Genomic DNA, 24,361 nt, shown 5'->3' on the forward strand with positions numbered 1-24,361 from the left:
GGGGTAACATTAAAATGCGAATTTAAATCCCATATGAACTGATTTATTGTAATTTAAATCTCCACCTTTCTCTTTTACATAGTTTGTATCAATAGTTCTGTACCCAAGAGTAACACTTCCATTTTTTATGACTTCCAAATCAAGACCAACACGGTACTCTAAAAAGTTTTTTGCATCTTGCATTGATAAAACTTCAGGTGAATAGTAAATACTGCCGTTTAAAAATAGAGGCATTTTCTCACCAAAAGGAAGTTTATAACTAGCTTCTGCTCCTAAAGGAAATGAATTATAATTTTTTGTTCCATTAAGTTTTACACCAAGACCAATTACAAGATCGGTAGCTTTAACTTTTCTTTGCATCAAAAAATTAAACTCATAGTAATCATTTAAACTACGATTACTAGATGCATCACTATTTTCTTTACTACCATGAAGTAACTTTGCCCCAACAAAAACTGTATCTGGGTCTGCCGCCTCATTAAATTGACCCATATCAATTTTTACACCAAACTCCAAATCTTTATCATTTATATTAAGCTCTACTGTGTGCATCGCAAAAGCAGATGCAGCACAAAGTGCCAATAATCCAATTTTTTTAAGCATTACTGTCCTTGTATTTTTTGAATTGTTTTTGTCGTACTTTTTCCATCTACGAAGTCAACAAGTTTTAACTCACTAGCAAATTCGGTTCCAACAACCTCTTTTCCTTTGTAGTCCCCACCCTTAACCAAGGTATCTGGAGCAATCATTTTTATCAAATCAGAAGGAGTATCTTCTTCAAATGGAACAACAAAATCAACAGCCTCTAATGCTGCTAATAAGTATGCTCTGTCATGTACCATATTTATTGGGCGAGTTGGTCCTTTTAACCTAGAAACTGATTCATCAGAGTTTAGTCCAACTATCAATATATCTCCGAAACTTTTTGCAATTTGCAAATACTTAACATGTCCAACATGCAAAATATCAAAACATCCATTTGTAAACACAACTTTTTTTCCATTCTTTTTGAAACGATTAACTATATTTTCTATATCACTAAAACTTTTTATATGTGCGTCTGAGGTACTTTTATGTAATGATGCTTCATACTCTTCGATTTCATCAAGGGTTACTGTCGCGGAACCAATTTTACCAACAACAACACCAGCTGCCAAGTTTGCAAATGATGCGCTATCTTGTATACTTTTACCTGCACTAAGAGAAAAAGCTATAGATGCTATTACTGTATCACCTGCACCTGTTACATCAAATACTTCTTTTGCTACAGTTGGAAATTTTTCAACTTTCTTATCATAAGTCGCTATTCCATCTTCTGATAGAGTTATTAGAGAGATATCAAGATTTATATCATTCTTTAACTTAAGTAGTGCCTTTTCTAAAGAAAGTTCATCATCAATATTTATATTTGTTGAAAGAATTGCCTCTTTTTTATTTGGTGTTAAAAGATATGCACCTTTATATTTTGAAAAATCACTCCCTTTAGGGTCTACTAAAACTTTAATATTATCTTTTTTTGCAAGGGCTATAACTCCTTGACATAAAGCAGTAGTTAAAACTCCTTTACCATAATCAGAAAGGACAATAGCATCATAAGATGATATATTATTAGTAATTGAGTTTAGTATTTTTTCAACAGAGTCTTGAGTTATTTCATTTTTACTTTCTTTGTCATATCTTAAAATTTGTTGACTAACTGCAATAATACGACTTTTTTTAGATGTTTTTCTACTGTTTTGTATTATTAAATTTCTACTATCAATATTAATTTCATTTAACATCTCTTTTAGTTCTAATCCATTATTATCATCTCCTATTACACTTGCCACGCTAACATCTGCGCCTAATGCGTTTAGATTATTTATAACATTTCCTGCTCCACCTAGAACTGTAGTTTCTTTAGAAATATCTACAACTTGAACTGGTGCTTCTGGAGAAATTCTTTCACAACTTCCCCATAAATAGTGATCAATCATCAAATCACCAATAACTAATATTTTTGGTGTAAAATTCTTTAAAATTTGCATTATTTGACTTCTTCTTCGTATAACCTTTTAATCTCTTTTACATAGTCTTTAATAGCATCTTCCATTTCAAACTCTGGTTTATAACCGAGTGCTTCTTTAGTTGTTGATATATCTGCTTGGGTATGAAACTGATAACTTCCAACAAAAGGATTTTCTATGTACTCACATTCTAAAGTTGTACCTAATTCTCGTTGTAATATATTTACAATATCTTGAAAACTTCTAGCTTTTCCAGTACCTACATTATAAATTCCACTTTCATTTGGATTCATAGCTTTTATATTCGCTTGTATAATATCTTCTATATATATAAAATCTCTAAGTATTTTATCACTATCAACAAAAAGACGAGGTTTTTTTCCTGCTAAAAGCTGATGTCCAAATTGTAAAACCATAGATGCTGTTTTATCTTTAAAGTATTCTCCACTTCCGTAAACATTAAAATATCTCAATCCAACTATTGATATATCACTAGTTTTTATATATTCTCTACTTATATTATCCATGCTCAACTTAGAAAAACCATATACATTTTGAGGAGATTCTCTTCCTACTCTTTGAGGAGATTTTGCATTTCCATAAGTAGCGGCTGAAGAAGCATAAATCAGGTTTGCATCATGTCTTAGTGCAATTTCTAGTAAATCTTTATATGCATTTACATTTGTTTTTATCATTAAATCTTGCTCAAGTGCTGTTGTATCTGATATTGCTGCTTCATGAAAAATATAGTCAAATTTATAGTTTATTTCTAAATCAAGAAGTAAGTCTTTATCATTAATATCGCCACTTATTATTTCACCACGAAAGCCAAGAAGATTTTTAAAATGTCCAAAACTTTTTAAATTACCATTTGATAACATTTTTCCACTTCTAAAACTATCTAAAACAACAACTTTTGCAAAAGGATGATTATTTTGAAAATAAAAAGCTAAATTTGAACCTATAAAACCCGCTCCACCCGTGATTAAAATTGTTTTTCCTTTCAAATCATTTTCTATATATTTCATTATAATTCCTATTATTTTTAATTTATAAAATCATACACTATTATTCATTAACATGTATTTAAGACGCAAATCACTATAATTGTTTCGAAAATTAATCTTAAGGAAATCAAATGAAAAAAATCGTAATCGCTTCAATCGCAACTTTAGCACTAGCAACAGCTTCAATGGCAGCAGTAAATGCAAAAGCATGTACTTCTTGTCATGGTGCTGACTGGAGTAAAAAAGCTCTAGGTAAATCTAAAAATGTTGCTATTATGACTCATACTGAAATTGCTGACGCATTAAAAGGTTACAAAGCTGGTACATACGGTGGAGCAATGAAAGGTCTTATGAAGGGTCAAGTTCTAAAATATTCTGACGCTGATTTAGACGCTTTTTCACAAACTATCGGTAAATAAGCTATTTAAGTCGCCCTTTAGCAGGGTGGCATACTTCATTCTTCCTCTCATAAACCTATAATTAAATTTAATAAAACTACACTCTCAAAAACTTAACATACCCTTAAGTAGCATGCTACTATAATTTATTCATAAAAATATTTAAGGAAAATAAATGAAAAAATCAGTAATCGCGACAATAGCTATTTTAACTCTTTCATCAGCTTCTATCGCTGCAGTAAATGGAGCAGCATGTGTAGCTTGTCATGGTAAAAATTTTGAAAAACACGCATTAGGTAAATCTAAAATTGTTGCAAATTTATCACATAGCGAAATTGCTACTGCATTAAAAGGTTACAAAGCTGGAACTTTTGGTGGAACGATGAAAGCTGTTATGAAAGCTCAAGTGGCAAGATACTCTGACGCTGATTTAGAAGCTTTTGCACAAACTATTGGTAAATAATGTTACTTAAGTAGTCTGTCCATTTTGGGCAGTTTACTCTGGTCTATAGTTATTCTTTAATCTTTCTTTTTTTTCCTCTTGTTTTTGAGCATCGTTAAGTTCTTCTTCACCATCAAATTTTGCAGCATTTAGAAACTTTTTTTCATCATCAAATTGACCATTTCTTACTGCCCATAAAAATCCAAACAATGCAATCGCTCCTAAAAATAAAGAAACTCCTAGCATCATAGCAATTATCCAACTATCCATTAATTAAACCTTTTTATATTTATATTTTATCCTCATAGAATTACCAACAACAAGCAGTGAACTAACAGACATAGAAATAGCTGCAACTAAAGGAATAACATAGCCAGCCATCGCTAATGGTATCGTAATAGCATTATATGCTAAAGATATAAACAAGTTTTGTTTTATCAGTCCAAATGTTGTGCGACTAATTCTAAAAGCATCATGAAGTGATTTTAATGAATTATTCAACAAAACAACATCTCCTATTTCTACTGCTATATCACTACCACTTCCCATAGCAATACCAATATCAGCTTTTGCTAAAGCCAATATATCATTCACCCCATCTCCAACCATAACAACTTTTTTATTCTCTTTGTGCAATAAACTAATATAATTTGATTTATCTTCTGGACTTTGATCATATTTAAAATCTTTTATTCCAACTTTTTTAGCAATCTTTTGGGCACTAAATCTATTATCTCCAGTTAGCATAATAGTTCTAATATTTATCTTTTGTAAATTTTTTACAAGCTCTAATGCATCATCTTTAATCATATCACTTAGTTCATATATGGCAACTACTTTGTTATTTACTACATAATAAAATAAGCTGTTATCACTGCTGAAATCTATACTAATATTATTTTGTTCTAATAATTTTAAATTTCCACCAAAAACTTCTGTTGTTCTATATTTCGCTTTAATGCCTAAAGCAGGTATTTGAGATAGTTCATCAAAAATAATTTCTTGTAAATTTTCATCTTTTTCTTTTAAATAAGTATGTATGCCAGATGCTATGGGATGCTTAGATGCTCTAGTTAAGGAATAAAGCAATCCCGTATCAAAATCTTCATAAATATGTACATTAACTACTTCTGGCTTGCCCACTGTTATTGTTCCTGTCTTATCAATAACCAAAGTATCAACTTTAGCCATTGTTTCTAGCTGCAAGGCTTCTTTAAAAAGTATTCCTTTTTTAGTTGCTAAACTTAATCCAACAAGAGTCGCAACTGGTGTTGCTAAAGCTAAAGCACAAGGACAAGCTATAACAATTACAGAAATTCCTATCATAAAAGACATCTCAAAACCATTACCTAAATAAAACCAAAGACAAAATGTCAAAAATGAAAGAGCCAATATCATAGATGAGAAGTGCTCTGATAATCGATTTGCCATTTGCTGAATTTTTGGTTTTGTATTTATGGCCTCTTCTAAAAGTGTAACTAGATTTGATAAAGTAGAATGTTTAAAATCTTTAGTTGCAATAAAATGGACATCAGCATCTATACTTGTAGTTCCACTTATAACACTTTCTCCCAATTTTTTTTCTACTGGTTCACTCTCTCCTGTTAAATTTGACTCATCAAAAGAACCTTCTCCCTTTATAATTTTACCATCAAGTAAAATTTTCTCTCCAGACTTAACAACAACTATATCACCAACTTTTACATCTTCTAATTTAATACTTACAATCTTGTCTTCTAAAATAATATTTACTTCACTTGGAATATGTTTACCAATAATATCAAGGGTATCCGCTACATTTTTTTTACTTAAAATTTCTAAAAATTTTCCTATTAAAACAAAGGTAATAATCATACTTACAGAATCAAAATAGGCTTCTCCATTTTGCATTATTGTTATGTATATAGAATAAATATAAGTAAAAAGTGCACCTGTTGCTACCAACAAATCCATATTTACGACTTTATTTTTTAGTCCATAGTATGCTCCCCTAAAAAATACCCAACCACTAAAAAATAAAACTGGAGTTGCTAAAATTCCTTCAGCTACATTGAGTATTGTTTTAATATCTTGAGTTATACCTGTAAAATATCCTGCATATTGAGCAACTGCAATCCACATAATATTCATAGATGCAAAGATGGCAACAGCCATTTTTAAGTAATATGATTTTCTTTCTTTATTTGCATGAAGTTCTCCAATAGACGCATCATAAGCAAATGCATTGTAACCTATAGAGCGAATCATATCTATAATTTGTGATAATTTTACAATATCATCTACCCAGACAATTTTTGCTTTATTATTTGTAAAATTAATATTTGCTTCTATAACTCCATCCATTTTATGTAAAGCTTTTTCATTAAGCCAAACACATGCTGAACAATGTATACCCTCAATTATTAAGGAAACCTGACTAAAGCCATCCTTATCTTTTTCTACAAATGAATCTCTAAATGAATCTGTATCAAAGCTAAAAGAGTCATCATACTTAATAGACGGTGGAGTAAGGATTGTATTTCCACTTTTTTCATAAAAAGTTTCTAATCCTTCATCATTTAAAAGATTAAAAACTCCTTTACATCCATTACAGCAAAAATAATTATTTCCTTCTATTATCATTACTGATTTATCAAATTTAAGATGACAATGACTACATGAAATACTATTTGACAAGTTCAAATATTCCTAAGTTAGTATTTTTAATTATTTTTTCATATGGTTCAATCATACCACTCATACATATATAAACACCATTTTCTAGTGTTGCTTTTGCAAAACCTATAGCTAAACCTAAATTCAAACTTGATTCTATCTTATCTATTTCAAAAGGCTTCATCGCCCCAGTTAAGATAATCTTTCTATCTTTAAATATTTCAGATAAAAATTCAGCACTAATACTCATAGTATCTGTTCCATGAATAATAATAAAAATATCATCCTTAGACTCCATAATAATACTTGCTAACATTTTTCTATCATCAATATTCATCTCTAAGCTGTCTTTATATACAATACCTGCTAAATCATATTTAAACTCAACACTTTGCAAAATTCTTTCAATTGCATGGTTATCAAAAGGAACTTCCAATTCACCATTAAATAAATTATATCTTTTATTAAATGTCCCGCCACTATTAAGTATTAACACTATATATATCCTTTAATTTTGAAACAATTTTTGTTGCTTTTGAAGTTGTAATAGAAGCGCTTTCATCAAACAGATATGTAGTAATTAAACCCGCATTAATACCAGCTAATATATCTCTTTCCTTATCGCCAACAAGAATTGAATTTTTTAAATCTATATCAAAATCATTATATGCTTCTATTAACATTCCAGCTTTTGGCTTTCTACAATTACATACTCCTGATATATCAGGATGATGAGGGCAATAATAAACTTTTTTTATTTTTATTTCTTTTTTTAAAAACTCATTTATCATCCAAGAAGTAAGTTTATTAAAATCATTTTTATCATAGTAATTTCTTGCTATTCCAGATTGATTTGTAACAATAACAATTATATAGCCTAAGTCTTGATAATAATTACAAAGATCAAATATTCCATCTATAAACTCAAAATCTTCTATTTTATGTAAATAATCTTTTTCAATATTTATTACACCATCGCGATCAAGAAAAAGTGCTTTATTCTTTTGCAATTAATTAACGCCTTCACCAAATATCTCTTTTTCAATAATATCACATATTATATGCCCAATTAATATATGAGATTCTTGAATACGAGGAGTAGAATCAGATGGAATAATTATTGAATAATCTGCCATCTTTGCCATTTCTCCGCCATCTCTACCAGTTAAAGCTACAGTTATAATATTTTTATCTTTAGCAACTTTAAAAGCATTAATGATATTTAAGGAGTTACCAGAGGTTGAAATACCTATAAAAATATCACCACTTTGTCCCATACCTTCTAATTGGCGAGAAAAAACTTTATCATAACCGTAATCATTACCAATAGCAGTTAAATTTGAAGTGTCTGTTGTAAGTGCTAAAGAGGGGATAGAAGGTCTATCGAAGCCATATCTACCAACAAGTTCAGCTGCTATATGCTGTGCATCTGCAGCACTTCCACCATTACCAGCCAATATAGTTTTATTAGAACCTCTATAGAGTTCTACACAAAGTTGTGAAACTTCTAATATTTTATTTATAAGATCTTCATTTTCATAAATAGCAATCTTTGTTTCATAGGATTTTTTGATTTGATTTTGTATATAATTTTTCATAAACACACCTAAAATAATATACAAAATAATACCATAATATTAATACAATATCAGGCTATAATAAAATATTTTAATTGAAAAGAGATAAATAAAAGATTAATAGATTAAAAAAGAAATAATCAACTAGGCAGCGACCTACATTTCCACAGATGCAATCTGCAGTATTATCAGCGATGAGAGGCTTAGCTTCTGGGTTCGGAATGGGACCAGGCGTTTCCCTCTCTCTATAGCCACCTAGACAATCACATATAAAGATACCTAAGTATGTTTATATGTGACTGTATGAGTCAATATGAGTGAGTACTCATTAAATATTAATTGCTAAAGTCAACACCATCTTAGTAGATAATCGGGGTCATTGGTTGAATATTTTGTTGCAAAGCAATTAAATATTAAAGCTGTGACCTCTGTAAAACAAGACAAACAGTTAAAACTGCCTATATGTTTACATCTCCAAAGAACTAAATAACTATGTAAATACACTAAACAAGGTAGTGAACGAATTGTATTTCTAATTAAAGAAATGGTTAAAAAAGACAAACGATCTATTAGTACTGGTCAGCTAAACAGATTACTCTGCGTACACATCCAGCCTATCAAGCAGTTAGTCTTACTGCGATCTTCAGGGAGAGTTCATCTTAGAGTTGGCTTCCCGCTTAGATGCTTTCAGCGGTTATCTCATCCGTACGTAGCTACCCAGCGATGCTCTTGGCAGAACAACTGGTGCACCAGTGGTACGTCCAACCCGGTCCTCTCGTACTAGGGTCAGCTCTCTTCAACTCTCCTACGCCCACGGAAGATAGGGACCGAACTGTCTCACGACGTTCTGAACCCAGCTCGCGTACCGCTTTAAATGGCGAACAGCCATACCCTTGGGACCTGCTCCAGCCCCAGGATGCGATGAGCCGACATCGAGGTGCCAAACCTCCCCGTCGATGTGAGCTCTTGGGGGAGATCAGCCTGTTATCCCCGGCGTACCTTTTATCCTTTGAGCGATGGCCCTTCCACACAGAACCACCGGATCACTATGACCGTCTTTCGACTCTGCTCGACTTGTATGTCTTACAGTCAGGCTAGCTTATGCCATTATACTCTACGAGGGATTTCCAACCCCTCTGAGCTAACCTTTGTAAGCCTCCGTTACTCTTTAGGAGGCGACCGCCCCAGTCAAACTACCCACCAGACATTGTCCTCGCACGAGATAATCGTACCGAGTTAGCTATCAGAATATTCAAGGGTGGTATCTCAAGATTGCCTCATCTAAAACTGGCGTCCTAGAATCAATGGCTCCCACCTATCCTGCACATGAATATCCCAATAGCAGTGTCAAGCTATAGTAAAGGTGCACGGGGTCTTTCCGTCTTTCCGCGGGTAGGAGGAATTTTCACCTCCACTACAATTTCACTGGATCCATTGTTGAGACAGCTCCCATCTCGTTACGCCATTCATGCAGGTCGGTATTTAACCGACAAGGAATTTCGCTACCTTAGGACCGTTATAGTTACGGCCGCCGTTTACTTGTGCTTCAATTCATGCCTTCGCAAAGCTAAGCAATCCTTTTAACATTCAAGCACCGGGCAGGCGTCACACCCTATACATCCTCTTACGAGTTAGCAGAGTGCTGTGTTTTTGGTAAACAGTCGGGAGGGACACTTTGCTGCGACCATGAGAAGCTTTTGGGAGTAAATCCCATAACCTCTCTGGCACACCTTATACCGAAGATACGGTGCTAGTTTGCAGAGTTCCTTAACAATGGTTCTTCCACGCGCCTTAGAATACTCATCTCACCCACCTGTGTTGGTTTACGGTACGGGCAACATTACATCTCGTTTAGAGGCTTTTCTCGGCACGACAGTATCAACGATTCAGTTCGCTCTCCGAAGAGATTGAACTGCCTGTAAGATCTCGGTTTCATGAAGAGCGGATTTGCCTACTCTTCAACCTACTTCCTTCGAGCCACACTTCCATCGGTGACCTCGTTTAACTCTATGCGTCCCCCCATCACTCAAATGATGTAATGTCGGTATCGGAATATTAACCGATTTGCCATCGTCTACCCCTTTCGGACTCGACTTAGGTCCCGACTAACCCTACGATGACGAGCATCGCGTAGGAAACCTTGGGTTTACGGCGAAGGGAATTCTCATCCCTTTTCTCGCTACTCATGCCTGCATGCTCACTTCCATCCGCTCCAGCACTCCTTACCGGTGTACCTTCAGCGCTGAATGGAACGCTCTCCTACCACTTGGTAGTTATACCAAATCTAAAGCTTCGGTGTTTATCTTAGCCCCGTTATATTTTCGGCGCAGAATCGCTAGACCAGTGAGCTGTTACGCTTTCTTTAAAGGGTGGCTGCTTCTAAGCCAACCTCCTGGTTGTCACAGCAACTCTACATCCTTTTCCACTTAGATAAAACTTTGGGACCTTAGCTGTTAGTCTGGGTTGTTCCCCTCTCGACATAGGATTTTATCACCCTACGCCTGACTCCCGAGGTTACACATACAGTATTCGGAGTTTGATAGGGTTTGGTACCGCGGTAAGCAGCCCTAGCCCTGTCAGTGCTCTACCCCTGTATGCTAATGCTCGAGGCTATACCTAAATATATTTCGGAGAGAACCAGCTATCACTAAGTTTGATTGGCCTTTCACCCCTATCCACAAGTCATCCCAACAGTTTTCAACCTGTACGGGTTCGGTCCTCCACTGGCTCTTACACCAGCTTCAACCTGCTCATGGATAGATCACTTAGTTTCGGGTCTGCAGCATCTAACTATGTCGCCCTATTAAGACTCGCTTTCGCTACGGCTCCCCGTTAGGTTAACCTTGCTAGATACCACAACTCGCAGGCTCATTATGCAAAAGGCAGTCCGTCACACTTGTATTACAAAAGTAATTCAATAGTGCTCCGAATGATTGTAAGCCATAGGTTTCAGGTTCTATTTCACTCCGCTCACCGCGGTCCTTTTCACCTTTCCCTCACGGTACTTGTTCGCTATCGGTCTAGTAGTAGTATTTAGGGTTGGAGGGTGGTCCCCCCATATTCAGTCAAGATAACACGTGTCCCGACCTACTCGTTCCTTAGTCTAGTACCATATAAATGTTTTCGCTTACGGGAGTATCACCCTCTATGCTCACTCTTTCCAAAGTGTTCTGCTAACATCTATATTATCACTAAGTGCCCTATTCCCATTTCGCTCGCCGCTACTTTGGGAATCTCGTTTGATTTCTATTCCTTCAGGTACTGAGATGTTTCACTTCCCTGAGTTCGCCTCTATATAAATATAGATAACATGAATCGCTCCATGCTGGGTCGCCCCATTCAGAAATCCCCGGATCAAAGCTCTTTGGCAGCTCCCCGAGGCTTTTCGCAGCCTAATACGTCTTTCATCGCCTCTACTAGCCAAGGCATCCACCTATGGCCCTTAATATCTTTTTTATTATTCTAATTTGCGTTCACTACCTTGGTTAATGTACTAATACCATTACTGATATTTTAACTAATCAAGTTAGTAATTTGTTTATTGTAGTTATTTAGTTTATAATTAATAATTTACTTATCTTATAATTTAATATACGATATGTTTCTTATTATTATATGTTGACTTTAACAATTATAATTTAATGAACAAGACTAATATAAATAGAAGTCTAATAAAAAAGCTAAATCTCTTTAGTTCTTTTATTAGGTTTCTTTTTAATATGTTTTCCAAAAATGGTGGAGAATAACAGGATCGAACTGTTGACCTTCTACGTGCAAGGCAGACGCTCTCCCAGCTGAGCTAATCCCCCACTTTTGTAATCTTTTGTAAAAACAAAGATCACTGAAAACTAAGCAAGTAATAAACATTAATAACAACTGTGAGATTTTCTTTTTGTATGAAGTAATCAAACGAATGATTCTTCTTTACTCTAGAAAGGAGGTGATCCAACCGCAGGTTCTCCTACGGTTACCTTGTTACGACTTCACCCCAGTCGCTAATTCCACCGTAAGTGGTAGCCTCCCGAAGGTTAGCTTCCCAATTTCGGGTGAAATCAACTCCCATGGTGTGACGGGCGGTGAGTACAAGACCCGGGAACGTATTCACCGTAGCATTGCTGATCTACGATTACTAGTGATTCCAGCTTCATGGAGTCGAGTTGCAGACTCCAATCCGAACTGAGAGACGCTTTAAGAGATTAGCTCCACCTCGCGGTATCGCAACTCTCTGTACGCCCCATTGTAGCACGTGTGTAGCCCTAGCCGTAAGGGCCATGATGACTTGACGTCGTCCTCACCTTCCTCCTTCTTGCGAAGGCAGTCTCCTTAGAGTGCCCAGCTTAACCTGCTGGCAACTAAGGACGAGGGTTGCGCTCGTTGCGGGACTTAACCCAACATCTCACGACACGAGCTGACGACAGCCGTGCAGCACCTGTTTTCATGCTCCCCGAAGGGCACCTCTGTATCTCTACTGAGTTCAATCAATGTCAAGGCTAGGTAAGGTTCTTCGCGTATCTTCGAATTAAACCACATGCTCCACCACTTGTGCGGGTCCCCGTCTATTCCTTTGAGTTTTAATCTTGCGACCGTACTCCCCAGGCGGAACACTTAATCTGTTAAGTGCATCACCGAGATGACAAGCATCCCGACGACTAGTGTTCATCGTTTAGGGCGTGGACTACCGGGGTATCTAATCCCGTTTGCTCCCCACGCTTTCACGCCTTAGCGTCAGTAATGTTCCAGGAGATCGCCTTCGCTTTCGGTATTCCTAGTGATATCTACGGATTTTACCCCTACACCACTAATTCCATCTCCCCCTCCCATACTCTAGGTTAGTAGTTTCAAATGCAGTTCTACAGTTAAGCTGTAGGATTTCACATCTGACTTACCAACCCGCCTACGCGTCCTTTACGCCCAGTGATTCCGAGTAACGCTTGCACCCTCCGTATTACCGCGGCTGCTGGCACGGAGTTAGCCGGTGCTTATTCATATGCTACCGTCATTTTCTTGACATATAAAAGGAGTTTACACACCGAAATGCGTCATCCTCCACGCGGCGTTGCTGCATCAGGGTTTCCCCCATTGTGCAATATTCCTCACTGCTGCCTCCCGTAGGAGTCTGGTCCGTGTCTCAGTACCAGTGTGGCGGATCATCCTCTCAAACCCGCTACCCGTCATTGCCTTGGTAGTCTCTTACACTACCAACTAACTGATGGGATATAGTCTCATCTCGAAGCGAAAAAACGTTTACCAACTCTACTTATGTAGAGAAGGATTATTTGGTATTAATCATCGTTTCCAATGGCTATCCCAATCTTCGAGGCAGATTAACTATATATTACTCACCCGTGCGCCACTCGTCAGCAAGTAGCAAGCTACTTCTGTTACCGTTCGACTTGCATGTGTTAAGCACGCCGCCAGCGTTCACTCTGAGCCAGGATCAAACTCTCCATAATTAATTATGTAAAGTACTTATTGCTAAGTATTACTGATCTTTTGCCCAAGAATTAAAATTCATTGGCTTATTGTTTTATAGTCTAAACTAACTACTGCTTAAAGTATTAGTTACGACTTTTCTGTATAGTATCTATTACTATTTGGGAACCAAACATAACCTAAGTTATATCTGGTAACTAATAGAATAGACGGTTGTTGTTATATTAGTTATTTCTAAGTAATACTTCCAACTTAATAGTTATTATTAAGTCTATTACTTGCTTAGTTTTCAATGATCTCAAACATCTTTTGGTTAACTCCTATCGAAGTCTCCCGTAAGCCTAAACATTAGGTCTCTGTGTTTGTGGATGGGAATTATAGACAAGTGTTGCTTAGGTGGTTCTTAAGATTTGATTGAATTATAGGATTTAAAAAAGTTAATTAAAAATTAACTTTTAACTATATATGCATAGCCTGTTTCTGGCTCTATTGCTATTGTTACATCGCCTTCTGAGTTTCTTAGAATTATATTGCATGTTGTTTGAATAAGCCCTACTGTAGCTGTCTTTATATAAGGTTTATTATACGAAGTAAATGTGCCTCTTAATGGTCGCCCTAAATGGTCAAAAGAAAGTCGTTTAACCCTTGCTGAGGCACATCCACCAGTAAATAAAACTTTACTTATACTATAGGATGCCCCTATATTCATTTTACTGCTTGCTCTTGCATCATCTGTATCTAATATACCAGCATATCCTCCACTTAGATACTTATCACTACTAAGTGGGCTCAAAGCAAGTTCATTTAAATTTGGTTTTGAATATTCTCTTGAATCTGATCCATCATCTGAAAAAATAGAATATGCAATTTTTCCATTTGCCCCTATTGCAGCACCAGAGGCACCAAAGACAATTTGCCATCGCTTCTTATACCAATCATTTGCACCAGCACTATTATCACCATATTTATCATCAACCATAGCTAGATGCTGAGTGTACCTGATATGAGAAACAACTTGTATAGCAGCTTCTCTAAGTTTTGTAGATTTCATTTGTGGAGATATTACTGCAGCTAAAACACCTATTACTATTAGTACAAAAATTAACTCTAACATTGTAAATGCTTTTTTCACAGTAAACTCCAAAAAATATAATTCTTTTTAAAGTATAACAAAAAAAGTTTAATAATAGAACCTTTGTGCTATTTTATACTTCTTCTGCTTCTTGTACATCATAAAAAATATCATCCATTGGATGTCTATACATTGGCATTGCAAGTCTTTTTTCATCTAATATATGTCCAATAAAACCAATACTTCTTCCTACTATAAAAAATGAATTTAATGTACCTGATTCTACAAATTCATCTATTTCAAACTCTGGATAGTTTAATGCTCTCCACATATCAACCATTAATATTCCGATTGTCCCATCTACATTAAGAATTAAATTCTCTTTTTTTGATGTTGTTAATTGCTCAACTGTTAATGCATAATCCAACAACGGGGTAGAAGGAAAATAGTCTTTTGCAAATTTTTTCAAGCCTTCAACTCTTAAATCTGGATTTTTAAGAGATTTTATTCTATGACCGATTCCTGGAATTGGAACTCCTTCTTTTTTCATATAGTTTAAAAATTCGGCAGGTGAAAGGTTATTATCATCAGCATGTTTAAAATATTTAGCAGCTCCATCTATCGCTCCACCAAATCTAGGACCGATTGTTAATAAACCTGTAACTAATGACTCAACAACTGACTTTCCAGCTCTTGCTGTAACTTTTGCATTATGTGCACCTGAAACTGCTGGACCATGGTCAGCAACAGTTTTCATAACCGTTTCTATAAACTGAGTTGCCCATGTTGGGTACTGTTTTTTAAACCATAAAAGTGAAATAACATCACCTATACCTTTGCCAGTTTCTGGAGTAGCAACACTTGATATTGGGAAACCTGCGTAAGTACACTCATCTCCTCTATCATCAGAAATAGTACAAATAAACTCCTTACTTCTTCGTGTTTTTGGAATTGTTTTTAGTTCTTGTTCAACAATTTCTTCTATCGTACCATTTGCCTTTAACTCTTCATAAACTTTGTTTATCATTGCTGGTAAATCATTAAATGATTTAGGAACATAGATGCCAACTTCTGCCATTGCTTTATTTTTTGTAGCAGCAGTTTCTGCATCTGCATTTGCACTAGCTCCTGCATGACCGAACTGAACACCACTACTAAAATGTTTAGCAATAGTACCAATGCACCAACCTATCATAGGTTTTTTAATTCGTCCATCTTTGATAGCTTCTATTATTTTATATTCTTCAGTTCCACCAACTTCTCCAAGAAGTACTGTATATTTAACTTCAGGATTTTTCTCCATTCTTAGCAAGTTGTCTATAAAAACTGAACCAACAAATCTATCACCACCAATTGCAACACCTTCAGCAATTCCATCAGCATTGATACTAATAATATTTCCAAGTTCATTAAATAAACCACCAGAACGAGTTACTAGTCCACATGATCCTGCACGATGTAGTTTTGAATTAATAATATTCTCAATTGTCCCACCAATATTTGCTATTTTGAATGCACCAGGAGATATCGCACCAACTGTTGCTGGTCCAATTACATTCACACCTTGTGTTCTTGCTCTATTGTTCATCTTTCTTGCTAGTCGTTCTGGTATTCCCTCTGCTGTAATCATAATAGTAGAAAATCCACCTATATCCATAGCATCCATCGTCACATCATAAGCCGTTCTAAAAGAACCAAAATTTAAAAGAACATCTGCACTAGGATATGTATTTTTCGCATCTGCAGTTGTTTTAAAAAGAGGAATCATAACTTCATCAGAACCCATAAAAAATCTCTCAAATTTATTGGCACTTGTTGGAGCAACTATTGCTGCAACAGATGGTGTTTGTCTGTTAATTGTGTAATCATAATCTAGCATTCTTTGTATTGCCGTTTTATTGTTATTGAAAAAAATTGCTTGTGTTTCTTTTGTAAATAATTGTGTCATCTTAATCCTCCTACTTCTCTAATGCCATTCTAACAATGTCAGTAACATGTGTTTGTGGTCCATAAACTTCTATGTTTAAACCTAGTCTATCTGCTGCTTCTTTAATATTTTTAAGACCTATCTCATAATTTGGTCCACCTCGACGAACATATATTTTTGTATTATGTTCTTTCATTCTTTCATGATTTTCTTCAAATGATTGAATAATACCTGTAAAAGTTTTTGCAACATCAGTAAAGTTTGCTATAGCTCCACCAATAATTAAAATCTTATCTTGCCCTTGTGGATCTTTGTGTCTAGTCATTAAATCAATAACAGTATCAGCATAAAATTTTGTTTCACTAGTTGTTGGTCCACCAGAATACTCTCCATAATTGGCTAAATCTGCAACACTTCCGCCATTTGCTTCTGCAAAGTCTGCAATAGTATCAGCATAAACAACAGATGCTCCACCACCAGCAACCATAGTCCAAACTCTACCCATAGGATTTAAAATAGTAAGCTTTAATGAAGCTCCTGATTTACTATCTGCCACCGCAATAGCTTTTTCTTCTACTGTTTGGTCTTCCATACCAAATGGAGTTGGGTACTCAATATCTCCCCAAGCATCTTTCATCATAAAACCTGCAGTATCATCAAGTTTGGAAACTAAGTCAAGGATTGCAGTATTATTATCTTTTAACATTACTATTGGATTTATTTCCAAATAAGCAAAATTCATATCTCTATAAAAATGAAAAAATGAAATAGCAAATGCTGTAAAACAGTCTTTAGAATTAGGAGGAATTTCAGACGGAATATTTGCTTTAATAGCATGTTCCATATCTGCATCACTCATATCAATAGGAATAATAACTTGATTTACTTTATCGTCCCAGCCATCTTCAACTTCCATACCACCTTCAGCTGACATATATAAAACATCATCTTCATCTACACAAGTTGCACAAATATAGTACTCTTGTTCTTGAGTGTGGGGAATAAATGGCTCTACTATAAAGTGAGTAAGAGTTCCATGTTGTCCTGTAAGAAGAGTAGTCGTATGTGATATTTTTTCATCTATCCATGTAGCTGCTACTGCTAAAGTAACATCACCAACTTTCTTATCTTTAAAAAGAACTAAGTCATTTTTACCTCTTTTTCCAAAAAGCATATCTGGTTTTGCTACTAAAGTTTCTTGTTTTAACCACTCAAAACCATGTTCTTCAGCTTTTGCTAAAAGTTCTTTTCCACTAGAAACTAAAACTGATTTAAATCCATAATGGAAACCACTAAAATACTTTTCCCATTGTTTAGAAAAAAGTGCTTTACCGTCATATTCGCGTATCGCTTTTTGAGCCATTTGAAACTCCCTCTTTTTTTATATTTGTAATAATTTTATCACATATTATAAAATAAAGTTACTTTATAGGAATTTAATTTAATTAAGTTTAATCAGAGTTACTTTTCGAAACATTAGCCTTATATATAAGCTTATTTTTGTAACTTATTGTTACATTACTCTTTTTATTATCTTTTATTCTATTTTCAAAAAGTTTATAGTCGTTACAATTAGTTACACCATAGAATCTTAATCTACTTGATATTTTTTTATTTGCAGAAATACAGTTTATTCCTTTAGCTTTTAATATCTCTGCTAATTCTTTTGCAATATGCATATTGTAAGCAAAATGTTGTTGTGGTTTTTCTAAGACCAAATATAGCTCTTTATTAAAAAAAACTACTAATGAATTTGATACTAATAATATTAGTGAAACAACAAAAGCAAGTTTGTACTTAGTTCTAAAAACTCTTAACCTAACTCTATAAGAATGATAAAATGTTTGTCCAGCTAATGGAAGTGCAATTATTAAATATGGAGCAAAATGCTCTAGTTCTATTCTTTGTCTAAAAGATAGTAAAAGAGATATTATAAAAGCTATTGAAGAGATAAACCATAGCATATCTATCTCTTTTGTTAAATATTTTCTATATAAAATATAAAAGATATATATAAATATTATCGGTGTAAATATAGCTGCATAAACTGCAATAGAATCTAAAAAATGACCTTTTGCTACACCTCTTGCCTCAACTCCATAAATAAATATAGATGTGAAAAATGCAAATATATTAAATAAGAAAAATTGTTTTTGTGAAGTATATATAGAATAAACTGCTAATGATAAGAATAAATATAAAAATCCTCCATCAATAACTGCATAAGTACTCAGTATGATGTAGATACATGTTTTTGAAAAATGCTCATACGCGTACACAAAAAGTAGTAAACCAAATATCAACAATCCAGCACCATCTACAATAATAGCAGAACTTATAACCCCTGGAAGAAGAACAAAGACTAAAACTAGCCATAGTCTGCTTCTATCATCTTTTAAATATTTATTTGATATTTCATATAAGAGAAAAGCACTTAATATATGTAACACAATCATAGGAAATCTTAAAGCAAAATCATTTTGTCCAAAAAGTTGTATGGAAGATTTTATAATAAATTGTAAAAAAGAAAAATCACCATATAAAATAATAGATTCATTATATGAAATGGATAAAGATGAAGTTTGTGACAAAAGGACTAATGCATCTATTCCTAATATTAAGAATAAGATGTATCTATACCTCATAATTTTAAAAAATTTCCTATTATTTCATGACCGTACTCACTCATAATTGACTCTGGATGAAACTGTACGCCATATATATCTTTATCTTTTATTTTTATTGCCATTATTTCATTATCATCTTCACTATAAATAATTGGTTCTATCTTGTTTGGAAGTGACTCTTTATCTACTATGAGGGAATGGTATCTTGTTGCTACGAACTTTTGTGGTAAATTTTTAAAAATTTTGCATTGACTAACTATATTCATAGTTGATGTTTTACCATGCATCATATTTGTAGCACGAATGACATCTCCACCAAAAACCTGAGCAATACTTTGATGTCCCAAACAAATCCCAAGAATTGGTAATTTATCTTTAAAATAATCAATAACTTCTAATGTAATACCTGCTTCATCAGGAGATGCCGGACCAGGCGATATTATAATCTTTTGTGGAGAAAGTTTTTCAATCTCTTGAACACTCATTTCATCATTTCTTATTATTTTTAAATCAGCACCTAATTCTCTGCAATATTGAACTATATTATAAGTAAAACTATCATAATTATCTATCATTAAAATCATATTTTATCCATTAGCGCTTTTTTGATAAAAATAGTTTGTAGCTTCTACAAAGCCATCTACGCTACCACAATCAAATCTTTTACCTTTAAATTTATAAGCAATAACATTACCTTGCTTTGCTTGTGTAAGAAGTGCATCTGTGATTTGTATCTCTCCACCACGACCAGCTTTTGTTTCTTTTAAAATTTCAAAAATATCAGGAGTCAGTATATACCTTCCTATAATCGCTAAGTTAGATGGAGCATCCTTTGGCTCTGGTTTTTCTACCATATCACTAACTCTGATTATATTATCTTCTATAAATTCTCCAGCAATCACGCCATATTTATTTGAGTCATGAGTTGGAATTTCTTCAACTGCCACAATACTACACTTATATTTTTCATATAGTTTAAGCATTTGACTAAGCACTGATTCGCCACCTTCATTGTCACATAAATCATCTGCTAATATAACAGCAAATGGCTCATTCCCTATAAGAGTTTCACCACAAGCAATTGCGTGACCCAAACCTTTCATCTCTATCTGTCTAGTATATGAAAAAGTACAATTTGTAATTACATCACGAATCTCTGTCAAATAATGTTCTTTTGGTGTTCCCTTTATTTGGTGTTCAAGTTCATAAGATATGTCAAAATGATCTTCAATAGCTCTTTTCCCACGCCCTGTCACAATTGCCATTGTTTCAATATCTGCGCTAATCGCCTCTTCTACACCATACTGAAGTAGTGGCTTTGTTAAAACAGGTAGCATCTCTTTTGGTATAGCTTTTGTTGCAGGTAAAAATCTTGTTCCATATCCAGCTGCCGGGAAGAGACATTTTTTTATTATTATATTATTTGACATTTCAAACCTTGTAAAATTTTAAAGTATGAGTATATCTTTTTTGCTCTTTTATTTTACTTATTATCATTTTTTAGATTATCTCCGCTACCTAAAAGCACAGCTATCCATTTTGTATTTTCTTTTTCATAAAAAATTATTTTCATCATAATTGTTAACGGAATAGAAAGCAACATTCCAACAATCCCAAGTAACCAACCCCAAAATAGTAAAGACAAAAATACAACTAAAGTAGAAAGACCAAGTCCTTTACCCATTATTTTTGGCTCTATTACAGACCCGATTATTATATTAACACCTACATAAATTCCACTAACTATTAACGCACTAATAGAGCCTAGTTGAACTAAAGTAAGTAAAACTGCTGGAACAGCAGCAATTATAGAACCAATATTAGGAATAAAGTTCAACATGAAAGCTAATACTGCCCAAAGAAATGCATAATCTGTACCAATAATATAAAGAGAAATCCAAATTATTAAACCTGTAAATAATGATATAACAGTTTTTAAAACCATATAACTTTTTATTTTATTTGTAATTTCTTTTATATTATTAATAACCATAGTGTTTTTTGTTATTGATAAAATTTTACCTATAAAATTTTGAGATTCTAAAAGCATAAAAACTACGCTTAAAAGTATCACAAATCCATTTGTAAATAATGAACCAATACTTTGAATAATTGTGCTTGAAAATTGCATGATTTGTTTTGTATTTATAATATTAGATATTTCAGCTTCTGGTATTTCAATACCATATTTGGTAGTAACTTCTACAAACTGATGAAGAACTGCTGATAATTGTTGCTCATAAAAAGAAATATTAGCACTAAACTCTTGAGCAGAATTTCCTATCAATTTTGCAACAGAAATTAAAAATATTAAAAATAAACCAATAACTATTGTTAAAGAAATAATGCTAGGTAAACCTTTTTTATTTATATATGCATATAAAGGTGAGAGAATAATTGCAATAAATAAAGAAAGCAAAAAAGGCACAATGATTGCAGATGCACTCTTAATTCCTGCTAATACTATAATAATACTGGCAAATACAATAAAAAAATACCCTATATTTCGCTCTTGCATCTATGTATCCTTTTATTAATTTTGTATTTCTTTTTGATTTGTGATTTGTTGTAAATAATTTGAAATATTTATGAGTGAAAAAGTAACTAAAAAAATCATCAGCCCTGGGAAAAAACTAACCCACCAAGCTATTTCAATAACTTCTTTCCCACCACTTAAAATTGTACCCCAACTCATTTGTGGAGCGACTATACCAAGTCCTAAAAAACTAAGTCCTGATTCTGCAAGTATCGCACCACCAACTCCAAAAGTAAAACTAACAAAATATATAGGAGCCAAAATAGGTGCATAATATTTAAGTAGTATTTTTATTTTACTTACTTGCCCGATATTTAATATTTTAATATATGGCTGAGAAGTAACTCTAAAACTTTCAGAACGGATTAGTCTTGCCGTAGTCATCCAACCCGTTATGGAAATAATAATTATTAAAACCCATGCTGATGCATTTACATAACTTACAAGTGCTAATAATAAAAAGAATGTTGGGAATGTTAAAAATAAATCAACAATTATAATAAATACTTTATCTACATTTCCTCTAAAATAACCTGCGGCTGAGCCTAAAATAAGACCAATCACTGATGATATAAAAGCACTTCCAACTCCAATAATTAAAGATACTTTTCCACCTTCAATCAATCTGGCTAATATATCTCGTCCTAATCTGTCTGTGCCAAGAAGGTGTTCTAAAGAAGGAGAAATTAGTATAGAAGCACTATCTAACGAATAAGCATCTATACTATAAAACAAAGAGCCTAAAAATGAGAATAAAAAAATACTTATTAATATAGCTATACTGATTTTTGGTATTTGTTTTATGTTTTTATTCCCAATAATGTTTGCATCATTTGATCTATTGTTGTTATGATTTTTGCTGCTGCACCATAAGCAGTTTGATATTTAATCAAGTTTGCCATTTCTTCATCAAGACCAACTTTTGAAACTGAAAAATATTCTAATTCTATGGCAGTAAATTGAGTCGAGATTGTTTCATTTTTTAATATAGCAGCCTTTGTTTGCGTACCAACATCTGTTGCAATAATATCAAACATTGCGTATACCTTCTCATTATATGTATTCGCTCCTATTTTAAAATTATACTTTTCATATTGATGTTGAACCATGCTTAATGCTACTTTATTATCACCTGCTAAAGGTGTTGCTCCTGCAGATATAAGAGTAGGATTATTTTTTATGTTGCTACTTAACTTGATACTTTTCGCATCATTTCCATCAAAGTATCTGCTCATACCAAGAGCACCAGCGAAATTAGTTCCAGATGAATAAGAGTCAGTTTTTAAAGTATCTTCTAACGAAAAGGTATAACCTTGAGATTTAGCAAGTGCATCCAATTCAAATTCTAATGCCTTCTCACCACTTGCATAAGTAGCCCAATTGAATCTGATAAAATCATCTACATCATTATTCGCATTTCCATCACTATTATCATCTCCCTGTGATTCTATTTGTCCTTGGATAGAGTTAGAACCAACAATCCCTGTCATTGAGGTTGCTACATCAATTTTAATACTTCTTCTTGCTACGATTTTACCATCTATATCGTATATAACAATACTAAAAGATCCAGGATTAACATTGTATGATGAATTAACTATAGAGTTAATTGGATTTAAGCTTAAAGTATTTGACTCCATCTTAGTGGTAGCACTTCTCGCATAAATATTATTAGTGGACTCTATCAAACCTCTTGCAAAAGCATTTAGCTGAGTGACAACATTTTGAACTATTCCATCTGTTGGCATTCCACTTGTTGTGTCTAGTCCTGCTCCACGCAAATTTAATATAGAACCAACAACACCGCCAGAAATATTTTCTGTCATCGGTATAAGTACTCCATCTTGTCTCTCATACGAAACTACATAAAAACCACTTTCATTATTTTTATTATCAATATGAATCGGATGGTACGAATTTCCATCAACTATATTAAAACCATTTACATTAATGGTATAACTTCCTGTTTTAATATTGGCAGAACTATCTATTTGAATATTAGACTTTATGCTACTAGAATTTGTCACTGCTCCTATAAGTCTCGATAAACTTCTCTCTAAAACATTTCTTTTATCTCTTAAATCATTTGCTGTATAAGTTTTCCCAGCTTCAGCATTTTCTATTGATTTATTAATCCCTGCAAGTTCTTTGGCTATTGCATTAACTTCATTTATATTCACTGCCAATTGGTCATTTAATCTTAATTGTAAACCTTTAACTTTGCTTTGTGTATATGCTATATGTTTTGTCAATGTATTTGTTTGAGTTGCTAGTGCTAATTTAATAGCATCATTATCTGGATTATCTGCAAATGTTTGCCACATTTTATAGTATTCTGCTAAATCTGCTTTAATACCAACACCATCTATTTCTGGAAAATATGTTGAAAGTTCTTCTAAAGTTTTTTTTTCAAAATCACTATATTCTTTATCTGAAGATGCATCTGTATATTTGTCAAATACAAAATTATCAAATATCCTCTTTATGTTCATAATAGTAGCACCATTTCCTACATTTCCAGGAGCTGCTTGTAAAGGTGTTGATGATGCTTGAACTACTCTTTGTCTTGTGTAGCCCTCTGTCTCTGCATTTGAAATGTTGTGTCCAGTTGTATTTATACCATTTTGAGCTACATTTAAACCTGAGTAACCAATATGAAGCGCATTAAATATGGAAGCCAT

General features: G+C 33.7%; 19 protein-coding genes, 1 tRNA gene and 3 rRNA genes. 2 read left to right on the top strand and 21 right to left on the bottom strand.

What is annotated here, in order from left to right:
* Positions 1-9 precede the first annotated feature (9 nt).
* Genes MOV42_RS10650 through rfaD form a run of 3 tightly spaced genes read right to left on the bottom strand, consistent with a single transcriptional unit; the run spans position 10 to position 3,034 of the window.
* Positions 10-603, bottom strand: a complete 594-nt coding sequence (locus tag MOV42_RS10650) for a YfaZ family outer membrane protein (protein ID WP_324171162.1) — start codon at positions 601-603, stop codon at positions 10-12.
* A complete protein-coding gene (gene rfaE1 / locus MOV42_RS10655) occupies positions 603-2,027 on the bottom strand; it encodes a D-glycero-beta-D-manno-heptose-7-phosphate kinase (RefSeq protein ID WP_324171163.1) in 1,425 nt (474 codons plus the stop codon). The genes MOV42_RS10650 and rfaE1 overlap by 1 nt, the downstream gene beginning before the upstream one ends.
* Positions 2,027-3,034: an ADP-glyceromanno-heptose 6-epimerase gene (rfaD, locus tag MOV42_RS10660; RefSeq protein WP_324171164.1), complete on the bottom strand. Its 1,008-nt coding sequence runs from the start codon at positions 3,032-3,034 to the stop codon at positions 2,027-2,029. The genes rfaE1 and rfaD overlap by 1 nt, the downstream gene beginning before the upstream one ends.
* A 110-nt stretch (positions 3,035-3,144) precedes the next feature.
* Between rfaD and MOV42_RS10665 the strand changes: the two genes are divergently transcribed.
* Positions 3,145-3,432: a cytochrome C gene (locus tag MOV42_RS10665; protein ID WP_324171165.1), complete on the top strand. Its 288-nt coding sequence runs from the start codon at positions 3,145-3,147 to the stop codon at positions 3,430-3,432.
* A gap of 154 nt (positions 3,433-3,586) precedes the next feature.
* Positions 3,587-3,874, top strand: a complete 288-nt coding sequence (locus MOV42_RS10670; RefSeq protein WP_324171166.1) for a cytochrome C — start codon at positions 3,587-3,589, stop codon at positions 3,872-3,874.
* 33 nt (positions 3,875-3,907) lie between these two features.
* Here the strand turns inward: MOV42_RS10670 and ccoS are convergent, their stop codons facing one another.
* The 18 genes from ccoS to flgK all read right to left on the bottom strand — a co-directional run bounded on the left by ccoS (position 3,908) and on the right by flgK (position 24,361).
* The gene (gene ccoS / locus MOV42_RS10675) at positions 3,908-4,123 is read right to left on the bottom strand and encodes a cbb3-type cytochrome oxidase assembly protein CcoS (RefSeq protein WP_324171167.1); all 216 of its coding nucleotides are present in this window, start codon (positions 4,121-4,123) and stop codon (positions 3,908-3,910) included.
* A 3-nt stretch (positions 4,124-4,126) separates the two neighbouring features.
* Positions 4,127-6,517: a heavy metal translocating P-type ATPase gene (locus MOV42_RS10680; protein ID WP_416385455.1), complete on the bottom strand. Its 2,391-nt coding sequence runs from the start codon at positions 6,515-6,517 to the stop codon at positions 4,127-4,129.
* 1 nt (position 6,518) lies between these two features.
* Positions 6,519-7,004, bottom strand: coding sequence for an asparaginase domain-containing protein (locus tag MOV42_RS10685; RefSeq protein WP_324171169.1), 486 nt, complete (start codon positions 7,002-7,004; stop codon positions 6,519-6,521).
* Entirely contained in the window at positions 6,991-7,518 is a 528-nt protein-coding gene (gene gmhB, locus MOV42_RS10690) for a D-glycero-beta-D-manno-heptose 1,7-bisphosphate 7-phosphatase (RefSeq protein WP_324171170.1), read from the bottom strand. The genes MOV42_RS10685 and gmhB overlap by 14 nt, the downstream gene beginning before the upstream one ends.
* A complete protein-coding gene (gene gmhA / locus MOV42_RS10695) occupies positions 7,519-8,106 on the bottom strand; it encodes a D-sedoheptulose 7-phosphate isomerase (RefSeq protein WP_324171171.1) in 588 nt (195 codons plus the stop codon).
* 122 nt (positions 8,107-8,228) lie between these two features.
* Positions 8,229-8,344: ribosomal RNA gene (rrf, locus tag MOV42_RS10700) — 5S ribosomal RNA — on the bottom strand.
* A 289-nt stretch (positions 8,345-8,633) separates the two neighbouring features.
* Positions 8,634-11,541, bottom strand: a 23S ribosomal RNA gene (locus MOV42_RS10705).
* Between the two features lie 277 nt (positions 11,542-11,818).
* Positions 11,819-11,894: transfer RNA gene (locus tag MOV42_RS10710), tRNA-Ala, on the bottom strand.
* A gap of 124 nt (positions 11,895-12,018) precedes the next feature.
* Positions 12,019-13,538 (bottom strand): 16S ribosomal RNA (locus MOV42_RS10715).
* Together the 16S, 23S and 5S rRNA genes with 1 tRNA gene alongside form the textbook arrangement of a ribosomal RNA operon.
* Before the next feature lie 428 nt (positions 13,539-13,966).
* Positions 13,967-14,650, bottom strand: coding sequence for a type II secretion system protein (locus MOV42_RS10720; RefSeq protein WP_324171172.1), 684 nt, complete (start codon positions 14,648-14,650; stop codon positions 13,967-13,969).
* A 73-nt stretch (positions 14,651-14,723) separates the two neighbouring features.
* Positions 14,724-16,538: a citrate/2-methylcitrate synthase gene (locus tag MOV42_RS10725; protein WP_324171173.1), complete on the bottom strand. Its 1,815-nt coding sequence runs from the start codon at positions 16,536-16,538 to the stop codon at positions 14,724-14,726.
* 10 nt (positions 16,539-16,548) lie between these two features.
* Positions 16,549-17,880 carry an ATP citrate lyase citrate-binding domain-containing protein gene (locus tag MOV42_RS10730; protein WP_324171174.1) on the bottom strand — a complete coding sequence of 444 codons (1,332 nt, stop codon included), beginning with the start codon at positions 17,878-17,880 and terminating at the stop codon, positions 16,549-16,551.
* 88 nt (positions 17,881-17,968) lie between these two features.
* Complete coding sequence (locus MOV42_RS10735) at positions 17,969-19,162, bottom strand: hypothetical protein (RefSeq protein WP_324171175.1); 1,194 nt, start codon at positions 19,160-19,162, stop codon at positions 17,969-17,971.
* Positions 19,159-19,728 carry an aminodeoxychorismate/anthranilate synthase component II gene (locus tag MOV42_RS10740; protein ID WP_324171176.1) on the bottom strand — a complete coding sequence of 190 codons (570 nt, stop codon included), beginning with the start codon at positions 19,726-19,728 and terminating at the stop codon, positions 19,159-19,161. Before MOV42_RS10740 ends, MOV42_RS10735 begins: the two co-directional genes overlap by 4 nt.
* A gap of 3 nt (positions 19,729-19,731) precedes the next feature.
* The gene (gene galU / locus MOV42_RS10745; protein ID WP_324171177.1) at positions 19,732-20,574 is read right to left on the bottom strand and encodes a UTP--glucose-1-phosphate uridylyltransferase GalU; all 843 of its coding nucleotides are present in this window, start codon (positions 20,572-20,574) and stop codon (positions 19,732-19,734) included.
* A gap of 53 nt (positions 20,575-20,627) precedes the next feature.
* The gene (locus MOV42_RS10750) at positions 20,628-21,662 is read right to left on the bottom strand and encodes an AI-2E family transporter (protein ID WP_324171178.1); all 1,035 of its coding nucleotides are present in this window, start codon (positions 21,660-21,662) and stop codon (positions 20,628-20,630) included.
* 15 nt (positions 21,663-21,677) lie between these two features.
* Positions 21,678-22,475, bottom strand: a complete 798-nt coding sequence (locus tag MOV42_RS10755) for an ABC transporter permease (protein WP_324173024.1) — start codon at positions 22,473-22,475, stop codon at positions 21,678-21,680.
* Between the two features lie 5 nt (positions 22,476-22,480).
* Complete coding sequence (flgK, locus tag MOV42_RS10760) at positions 22,481-24,361, bottom strand: flagellar hook-associated protein FlgK (RefSeq protein WP_324171179.1); 1,881 nt, start codon at positions 24,359-24,361, stop codon at positions 22,481-22,483.

Origin of the sequence: Sulfurimonas sp., from assembly GCF_029027405.1 — a bacterium.
Classification (GTDB): domain Bacteria; phylum Campylobacterota; class Campylobacteria; order Campylobacterales; family Sulfurimonadaceae; genus Sulfurimonas.